The sequence below is a fragment of the Brevundimonas sediminis genome, from assembly GCF_048799765.1.
In the GTDB taxonomy this organism is placed as follows: domain Bacteria; phylum Pseudomonadota; class Alphaproteobacteria; order Caulobacterales; family Caulobacteraceae; genus Brevundimonas.
In genome coordinates, this window is the sequence record NZ_JBLYQK010000057.1 from 1 (window position 1) to 8,795 (window position 8,795).

The 8,795-nt window shown below is 68.1% G+C and carries 9 protein-coding genes; 8 read left to right on the top strand and 1 reads right to left on the bottom strand.

Annotated elements, in window-relative coordinates; all coding sequences use genetic code 11:
• The 7 genes from ACLQ7T_RS15925 to ACLQ7T_RS15955 all read left to right on the top strand — a co-directional run.
• A partial coding sequence (locus ACLQ7T_RS15925; protein ID WP_420480267.1) for a flagellar hook-length control protein FliK occupies positions 1-651 on the top strand: 651 nt, incomplete at its 5' end.
• Positions 652-654: 3 nt separating this feature from the next.
• The gene (locus tag ACLQ7T_RS15930) at positions 655-1,377 is read left to right on the top strand and encodes a flagellar hook assembly protein FlgD (protein ID WP_420480268.1); all 723 of its coding nucleotides are present in this window, start codon (positions 655-657) and stop codon (positions 1,375-1,377) included.
• A gap of 47 nt (positions 1,378-1,424) precedes the next feature.
• Entirely contained in the window at positions 1,425-3,203 is a 1,779-nt protein-coding gene (gene flgE, locus ACLQ7T_RS15935) for a flagellar hook protein FlgE (protein WP_420480269.1), read from the top strand.
• Between the two features lie 163 nt (positions 3,204-3,366).
• Positions 3,367-3,651 carry a CtrA inhibitor SciP gene (sciP, locus tag ACLQ7T_RS15940; protein WP_291840167.1) on the top strand — a complete coding sequence of 95 codons (285 nt, stop codon included), beginning with the start codon at positions 3,367-3,369 and terminating at the stop codon, positions 3,649-3,651.
• Positions 3,652-3,761: 110 nt separating this feature from the next.
• On the top strand, positions 3,762-4,985 hold the full coding sequence (gene mnmA / locus ACLQ7T_RS15945) for a tRNA 2-thiouridine(34) synthase MnmA (RefSeq protein ID WP_420480270.1): 1,224 nt from the start codon (positions 3,762-3,764) through the stop codon (positions 4,983-4,985).
• Positions 4,978-5,553, top strand: coding sequence for a hemerythrin domain-containing protein (locus tag ACLQ7T_RS15950; RefSeq protein WP_420480271.1), 576 nt, complete (start codon positions 4,978-4,980; stop codon positions 5,551-5,553). The genes mnmA and ACLQ7T_RS15950 overlap by 8 nt, the downstream gene beginning before the upstream one ends.
• 294 nt (positions 5,554-5,847) lie before the next feature.
• Entirely contained in the window at positions 5,848-7,065 is a 1,218-nt protein-coding gene (locus ACLQ7T_RS15955) for an RtcB family protein (protein ID WP_420480272.1), read from the top strand.
• Positions 7,066-7,111: 46 nt separating this feature from the next.
• Here the strand turns inward: ACLQ7T_RS15955 and ACLQ7T_RS15960 are convergent, their stop codons facing one another.
• On the bottom strand, positions 7,112-7,954 hold the full coding sequence (locus tag ACLQ7T_RS15960; protein WP_420480273.1) for an acyl-CoA thioesterase: 843 nt from the start codon (positions 7,952-7,954) through the stop codon (positions 7,112-7,114).
• A gap of 180 nt (positions 7,955-8,134) precedes the next feature.
• Between ACLQ7T_RS15960 and ACLQ7T_RS15965 the strand changes: the two genes are divergently transcribed.
• Positions 8,135-8,626, top strand: a complete 492-nt coding sequence (locus tag ACLQ7T_RS15965; protein WP_420470691.1) for a winged helix-turn-helix transcriptional regulator — start codon at positions 8,135-8,137, stop codon at positions 8,624-8,626.
• Positions 8,627-8,795: the final 169 nt, after the last annotated feature.

Here is an 8,795-nt window from a genome sequence, read left to right on the forward strand (position 1 = left end):
CGGACCAGCGCACGCGCAGGGGCTCGAAGAAGGCGAAATCGGCGGGCGTCGAGGTCGCCCAAGGCGACGGCGGACGCCCCGGCGCTCGAGATCGCCGACGCCGCGCCTGACGCCGCGGCCGATGCCCCGATTGATGCAACGGCGCCCGAGGCCGCCCCGTCGGCCCAGACCGCCCACGCCGCGCGCGAGGCCCTGTCCCCGACCCAGTCGCGGGCGGCCATCGAGGCGACCGCCCAGATCGCCGCCCAGATCCTGAAGAAGCTGGACGGTCGCTCGACCCGCTTCGAGATGTCCCTGACGCCCGACGAACTCGGTCGGATCGACGTCAAGCTGGACATTGACGCCGAGGGACGACTGGCCGCCCGGCTGGCCTTCGACAATCCCGCCGCCGCCACCGATCTCAAGGGCCGGGTCGATGACCTGCGTCGCCAGCTGGAGCAGCAGGGCTTCCAGCTGACGGAGGACTCGTTCGAGTTCACCCAGCGGGACAGCGGCTCCAGCGCCTTTGATCGCGGTCAGGACAGCCGTCAGGGCCAGTCCCGGGCCTTCGCGGCCGCCGCCCGCCTGAACACCGAAGCCGACGTGGCCGCCCAGCCCCCCCGCTGGCAGTCGCTGTCCCTCACGCCCGCCGGCGTGGATATGAAGGTCTGACCGATGGTTGATGCCGTCACCACCTCGAACGCCGCCTCGCGCACCGCGACCGGCTCGGCGACCCTGGCCTCGAATTTCGAGACCTTCCTGACCCTGCTGACCACCCAGCTGCGCAACCAGGACCCCCTGTCGCCGCTGGACTCCAATGAGTTCACCGCCCAGCTGACCCAGATGGCCGGCGTCGAGCAGCAGCTGCTCACCAACGACCTGCTGACCAGCCTGCTGGCGGCCCAGTCGGCCGGCGGCCTGGACAACGCCTCCAACTACATCGGCAAGGAAGTGACCGCCGCCTGGTCCGCGACCTCGCTCGAAGACGGCAAGGCGACCTGGACCTACGAGCTGGGCGCGACCGCCTCCGAGGTGAAGCTGCAGGTGCTGAACGGCTCGGGCACGGTCGTCTGGGAAGGCTCGGCGCCGGAGACCGGCATCGGCCTGCACGACTTCACCTGGAACGGTCAGATGACCGGAGGCGACACCGCCGAGGACGGCGGCGTCTATACCCTGCGGGTCAGCGCCACCAACGCCAATGGCGGCAAGATCGACAGCCAGACCCTGATCCGGGGCCGGGTGACCGGCGTCGAGATGTACGACGGCGCGCCGTATCTGGTGATCGGCGACTCCATCCTCCCGCTTTCGACGGTCATCTCGCTGAACGAGATCCGCGAACAAGCCGACAACGACGATGCGGAGAATCCGCCCGTCCCGACCGAGGAGGCGGCCGCATGACGCGCTCCGCCGCCTTCCCGAACATTTCTCTCCAAGGAGCGTAATCCATGAGCCTGAACAGCGCCATGCTGGCCGGCGTGTCCGGCCTCGCCGCCAACTCCACCGCCCTGGCGGCCATTTCGCAGAACATCGCCAACGTCAACACCGTCGGCTACAAGCGCACCAACGCCGAATTCCAGACGCTGGTGAACAGCCAGACCCGCGCCGGCGGCAGCTATTCCGCGGGCGGCGTGATGGCCAATGCCCGGTCCTACATCAGCCAGGAAGGCCAGCTGCAGCGGACGACCGAGTCGACCGACCTGTCGATCAACGGCCAGGGCTTCTTCGTCACCACCACCCAGGCCGAGAACGTCGGCGCCACCGACACCCGCCTGTTCACCCGCGCCGGCGCCTTCCGCGTCGACAACATGGGCTATCTGAAGAACAGCGCCGGTCTGTACCTGCAGGGCTGGCCGGTGGACTCGAACGGCGAGATCGCCACCGACCCGTCGGACCTGTCGCGCCTGCGCTCGATCAACATCGGTTCGGTCGGCGGCACGGCCGAACCGACCACCCGCGTCCAGATCAACGCCAACCTGCGTTCGACGCAGGACGTGTCGTCGCCGGCCGCCGCCAACACCTACAACAACGTCCAGGACGCCGCGACGCCGCCGGTCGGCCACAACATGACGGTCTCGTACAAGCGGACCGCGCCCAACACCTATGAAGTGACGCTGAAGACCGGCATCACCAGCATCACCGGCACCGCCACCTACGACGCCGCCGGCGTGCTGACCGGCTTCACCCCGACCGCCGGCGCCAACGGTTCGGCCACGGCTACGGCCACCACCGTCACCATCACCCCGACCAGCGGCACCCCGCCGGTCGCCGGCACCGCGTTCGACATCGACTTCGCCGACATCGGCATGGCCAACGACGGCATCGCCCGGACCAAATACGACCCGACCGTCAACTCGATGGCCATGTACAACGCCGACGACGACAACCCCGTCGGCGTGAAGCCCGACTTCAAGATGAACATCCCGGTGTCGGACTCGAAGGGCGGCCAGCGCAACCTGGAAATCCGCTTCCTGAAGAGCGCCGAGCCGAACCAGTGGTACGCTGAAATCGTCGCCGTGCCCGCCGAGGACGTCGTCACCGGCGCCCCCTACTCCAACGGCCAGATCAAGACGGGCCTGATCGCCTTCACCCCGTCGGGCCGCCTCGACGTCGAGACCATGCAGAGCTGGCCCTCGGGCATGGGTCTGTTCGACGATCCGACCCAGGCCTCGCTGAGCTTCCTGGAGTCCGACCCGTCCAACACGATCGATCCGGCCGATCCGCTGGACAACGGCAAGGTCAAATGGGCCGACGGCCTGGGCATCGCCGCCCAGACGGTGACCCTGGACCTGAACACCTCGGCCGGCGGCCTCAGCCAGTTGAACACCGCCTCGGTCGTCCAGTCGACGATCACCAACGGCACCGCCTTCGGCAATCTGAGCGAGATCACCATCGATGAAGGCGGCTTCGTCACCGCCATCTTCGACAACGGCGTCATGCGCCGGATCGCCCAGGTCGCCGTCGCCACCTTCCCCAGCCCGGACAGCCTCAAGGAAGTCAGCGGCAACGCCTTCTCGGTGAGCCTGGAGTCCGGCACCTTCAACCTGAAGGCGGCGGGCACCGGCGGCGCCGGCACCCTGGCCTCGCAGCAGCTGGAGTCCTCGACCGTCGACCTGTCGGCGGAGTTCACCGGGCTGATCACCACCCAGCGCGCCTACTCGGCTTCGTCCAAGATCATCACCACCGCGGACGAAATGCTCGCCGAGCTGATCAATATCAAACGCTGATATCGAGGTAACTGACGGTTAGTCTCAATGAAGACTTCGTTGAATATTGGGGGTGTGGACGGAAGGGATTTTATCCTTTCCTTCACCACGACGCTTAAACGCCCCTTAGCGGCCAAGCGCTACCTTGCACGCTCAATGGTGGTGGTGAATGAGGCATAAGCCCATGTTGCAAGAGCGACGCCTTAATAATCGAGGCGAACAATATGTGGTCGGACCGACCGGCACGCCGCTGACGCTGCGTGACCTGCCGCCGGCCAATACGGATCGTTGGGTGATCCGTCGCAAGGCCGAGGTTGTCGCTGCCGTCCGCGGGGGTCTGATCAGCCTGGAGGACGCCCTGGCGCGTTACCGGCTGACGGCCGAGGAGTTCATCGCCTGGCAGAAGGCGATCGACAAATGGGGCATGCAGGGTCTGCGGACCACGCGTATCCAGCACTATCGCGGCTGATTTTTTCTCCCCGCGTAACGCCTGCAGCGGCCGCTCCGGAAACGGGGCGGCCGTTGTCGTTTCCGCCCGATGTTTCGCCGGGCCTCGAAATTGTACGGCTTGCGCACTAAATGGCCGCCATGACTTTCGCCGAGGACATCTGCCCCGTTCCCGATATCGCCCCCATGGCCTCGCAACAGGACATGGACGCGGCGATCGAGAGCGCGCGCCGGGCGGTCGGCCTGCCGGTCGGCAGCCGCGTGGTCGCGGCCATGTCCGGCGGGGTGGACTCCACCGTGGTGGCGGGCCTTCTGCACAAGGCGGGCTATGACGTCGTCGGCGTCACGCTCCAGCTTTACGACCACGGCGCCGCGCTGAAGAAGAAGGGCGCCTGCTGCGCCGGTCAGGACATCCACGACGCCCGCCTCGCGGCCGAGACGATCGGCATCCCGCACTATGTCCTCGACTACGAAAGCCGTTTTCGCGACGCGGTCATCGACCAGTTCGCCGACAGCTATCTGAAGGGCCAGACCCCGGTCCCCTGCATCCGCTGCAATCAGACGGTGAAGTTCCGCGACCTGCTGGACGTGGCCCGCGACCTGGGCGCCGAGGCCATGGCCACCGGCCACTACGTTCGCCGCGCCGTCGGCGCCGATGGCCGGGCCCAGATGCGCAAGGCGATCGACCACTCGCGCGACCAGTCCTACTTCCTGTTCGCCACCACGCCCGAGCAGCTGGACTACCTGCGCTTCCCCCTGGCCGATCTGGAGAAGCCCCAGGTGCGCGGCGTGGCCCTCGAGCTGGGCCTGCGCATCGCCGCCAAGCCGGACAGCCAGGACATCTGCTTCGTGCCGGAGGGCGACTACCGCTCGCTGATCGACAAGCTGCGCCCCGAAGGCCGCGAGGCCGGCGAGATCGTGCACATGGACGGCCGCACGCTGGGCCAGCACGCGGGCATCACCGACTACACCATCGGCCAGCGCCGGGGTCTGAACGTCGCCGTGGGCGAGCCCCTGTTCGTGACCAAACTCGATCCGGTGAAGCGCCATGTCATCGTCGGCCCGCGCGAGGCCCTGCTGACCGCGTCCCTGACGCTGGACGAGACCAACTGGCTGGGCGACCAGCCGACCATCGAGGCGGCCGCCGCCGAAGGCGCGCCGGTGCTGGCCCGCGTCCGCTCGACCCGCGCCCCCTCCCCGGCCCGTCTGGCGATGCAGGACGGCGTCGTCTCGGTCGTCTTCGACAGCGGCGAGGAAGGCGTGGCCCCCGGCCAGGCCTGCGCCCTCTACGATCCGGCCGACGACGAACGCCTGATCGGCGGCGGCTTCATCACCGCGACCACCGCGGTTGTCTGATCCGTCGCCGGACGCGCTGGCGCTCGCCGTCCGGCATGGCCTGCCGGTCGAGATGCTGTACCTGCGCGAGGATTACCCCCGGGATCGCTGGGCCGAGCCCGGCCTCGACCAGACCGCCGCCTTCTGGCTTCAGATGCACGGCTCCTTCCGGGGCCATCAGGCCCATATGGACGGGCTGGTCGGCCAATGGCGCGCCGGCGGCGACATCCGCGCCCTGCACCGCCAGCTGATCCCGGCGCTCCAGTCCTTCCTCCAGCACCTCGACGGCCACCACCGCATCGAGAGCGGCCAGTATTTCCCGGCCATGCGGAAGATCGAGCCGAAGATCGCTCACGGCATCGACCTGCTGGACCGTGACCACGACGCCATCCACCACACGCTGGAGACCCTGTTCCAGTCCGGCATGGCCTTCCATCAGGCGATCTCGGCCAACGCCCCGGACGCCGCCGACAGGGCCGCCCGGCTGGGCGACGTCATCGACGCCGGCGCCGCGCCCCTGCTGCGCCATCTGGAAGACGAGGAAGACATCGTCATCCCCCTGATCCAGCTGCGCGGCTTCCAGCACTGATCGAAAATCGGGGCTGGCCTTCCGCCGGAGCTTCGGATATCAGCGCCCTCCCGAAAACGAGACGACCCATGTTCGCCTTCTCCTACGCCACCTCCCGGCTGCCCATGCAGCTCGACCGCCAGACGGTCGAGGGCAATGGCGCGTGCGCGGAGGGAGTGTAAGGGAACGACAGGGCTGTAACGGCTTCGGTTTTCAAGCAACCCCTCCCGCCACCGGCCGGAGGGGTTTCTTGTATCCGCAAGACAGCTCTCTCCCGCCGGTCCGGAAGGATCAGACGAAAGAAAGGAGAGACCCATGCGCGACTATGACGTGATCGACAGCCCGGGCGCGCCCATCAAGGCGTGGACCCGTGGCGTGCCGATCGAGGACGCCGCGCTCAAGCAGCTGAAGAACGTGGCCTCGCTGCCCTTCATCCACAAGCACGTGGCGGTCATGCCGGACGTGCACTGGGGGATGGGCGCGACCGTGGGGTCCGTGATCCCGACCGTGGGGGCCATCATCCCGGCCGCCGTGGGCGTGGACATCGGCTGCGGCATGATGGCGGTGCGGACCTCGATCCGCGCCGAGCATCTGCCGGACGACCTGTCGGGCATCCGTTCCGCCATCGAGGCGGCCGTTCCGCACGGCCGCACCGACAACGGCGGGCGCAACGACAAGGGCGCCTGGGCCGACGAGCCCCCGGCCTCGGCGGTGACCCGCTGGGCCGACCTCAAGGCCGGCTACGACGCCGTGGTGGAGAAGCACCCCAAGGCGGCCCACCCGCGTGGCTTCGGCCATCTGGGCACCCTGGGCACGGGCAACCACTTCATCGAGCTCTGCCTCGATGAGGCGGGCGACGTGTGGGTGATGCTGCACTCCGGCTCGCGGGGCGTGGGCAACCGCTTCGGGTCCTACTTCATCGAGCGGGCCAAGTATGAAGCGCGCCGCTGGTTCCTGAACCTGCCGGATCAGGATCTGGCCTACTTCCCGGAAGGGTCGGAGGGCTTCATCGACTACGTCCGCGCGGTGTCCTGGGCCCAGAAGTACGCCCGGGCCAACCGCGAGGTGATGATGGACAGCGTCCTGAACGTGCTGCGCGCGTTCTGGCCGGATCTGGAGACGACGCAGGAGGCGGTGAACTGCCACCACAACTACGTCTCGAAGGAGCGCCACTTCGGCAAGGACGTGTTCCTGACCCGGAAGGGCGCGGTGTCGGCCAAGCTGGATGAGCTGGGCATCATCCCCGGCTCGATGGGGGCGAAGTCCTTCATCGTGCGCGGCAAGGGCAATGCGGACAGCTTCTGCACCTGCTCGCACGGCGCCGGTCGGGCCATGAGCCGGACCGAGGCCAGGCGACGCTTCACGGTGGAGGACCACGTCCGCGCCACCCAGGGCGTCGAGTGCCGCAAGGACGCGGACGTGATCGACGAAACGCCGATGGCCTACAAGGACATCGACGCCGTGATCGCAGCCCAGTCCGAGCTGATCGAGGTCGTGCACACCCTGCGTCAGGTGGTGTGCGTCAAGGGATGACGGAGGCCGGTCGTGCGCAAGCGCGGCCGGCTTTCGTCGTTTCCGGTCACGCCTTCGGCGCCCGCGACGCCAGCACCTTCCTCAGCTGACGCCCCACCGCCAGCGGCCGCCCGTCCTGGGCCCAGGCCGTGGCGTCCTCGACCGTCCAGCCGCCGTGGCTGTCGCGCGAGACGAACTCGAAATAGGTCCAGCCGTCCGGGGCGGCGTCCTCGGGCACCGGGCCGAAGAAGTCGTAGCGCAGGTCCGCCGTGGCCGAGATCGCCGGCGGGGCGGGCAGCATGGTCCAGTAGACCGGGAAGGTGGCGTCCAGCAGGAAAGCCAGCCGCGCCTCATCCAGCGGCCTGCCGTCGACAGTGCGCATCCACACCCCCATCCGGTCGGTCTCGTTGCGACCGAACAGCTGGATGCCGCCGACGAAGCGATGCTCGACATGGCGGGTGAAGTGCGGACCGAACTGCGGATCCAGCGGCGTCGGCGGCTGATCCGCCAGCGGCGGCGGGGTGATCGAGGCGGCCCGCAGTTCCGGCCCGTCCCCCGGCGCGCCGAAGGTGACCAGACCGGTCATGGCCAGCCGCTCGGGCTGACCGGCGCGGATGGAGACATAGGAGGCCGAGCGGCCGCCGCGCAGCAACTCGCTGTTGAGGGTCATCGGCTCGAACCGCGCCCCGACCAGGAACTGGGTCGCGACTGTCCGCAGCGGCGTGGTGATGCCGAGGCTTTCACGCGCCGCCTTCGCGGCCAACGCCGCCATCAGACCGCCGAAGGGCGAGCCCCGTTCCGGCGGGGCCATGGCCGGGGCGTTCGAAAAGGACCCCGTCATGGGGGCGACCAGCCCGCCCTGTCCGTCCGGGCTCAGGGTCAGGGCTTCGTCGAGGGTCTGGTGTGTCATGGGGTCGGTCTATCGGCGGAAAGAAGCGGGCGGAAGACCTGCGTCCTCCGCCCGAAGTCGAGGGATCGGCGCCGCGCCGGAAAACATCCGGACAGGTCCGTATCGAAACAAGACTGACTCAGTAAGTTCAGATTGGCAACCCTCTTGCAAAACGGCTGACGCGGCGTCACTTTCGTCCGTATGGGACGCACAGCCGATTATTCTCGCCAGAGCTGCACCGTGGCCGCCACCCTCGAGGTGATCGGTGATCCGTGGACGATGCTGGTCATCCGCGACGCCTTCAACGGCGTCAGCCGTTTCGAACAGTGGCAGGAGCGCCTCGGCGTCGCGCGCAATGTGCTCGCCGCCCGGCTGAAAACCCTCGTCCAGCACGGGGTGCTGGAGCCCCGCCTCTATTCCGAGCGCCCGCCGCGCAACGAATACGTCCTGACCGCCAAGGGCAAGGACCTGTACGGCGTCCTGGTGACCCTGCACGCCTGGGGTGCCAAGCATGTGTATGGCGAAGAGAACGCCGGGCTGAAGATGGTGCACAAGGACTGCGGCCACGATCTGAACCCGCGCATCGCCTGCGGTCACTGCAACGAGATCGTCAAGCCACGCGACATCCAGCTGATCCACGATCGTACGCGTCCGACCGTCGGCGAGGTCCTGCCCAAGGATGAGGTGGCGTGAACTCCTCCTTCTCCCGTTGGGAGAGGGCTGGAGCGCACGACGCGCAGCGTCGTCCTCGCGCTCAAGGGTGAGGGTCGATCGTCGGCATTGGGCGTACGCCGCCCCCCTTATCATCCGGCTCTCCGCTTCGCTTCGGCCGGGATGACAAGCGGGCCTTTGGTGACGGACC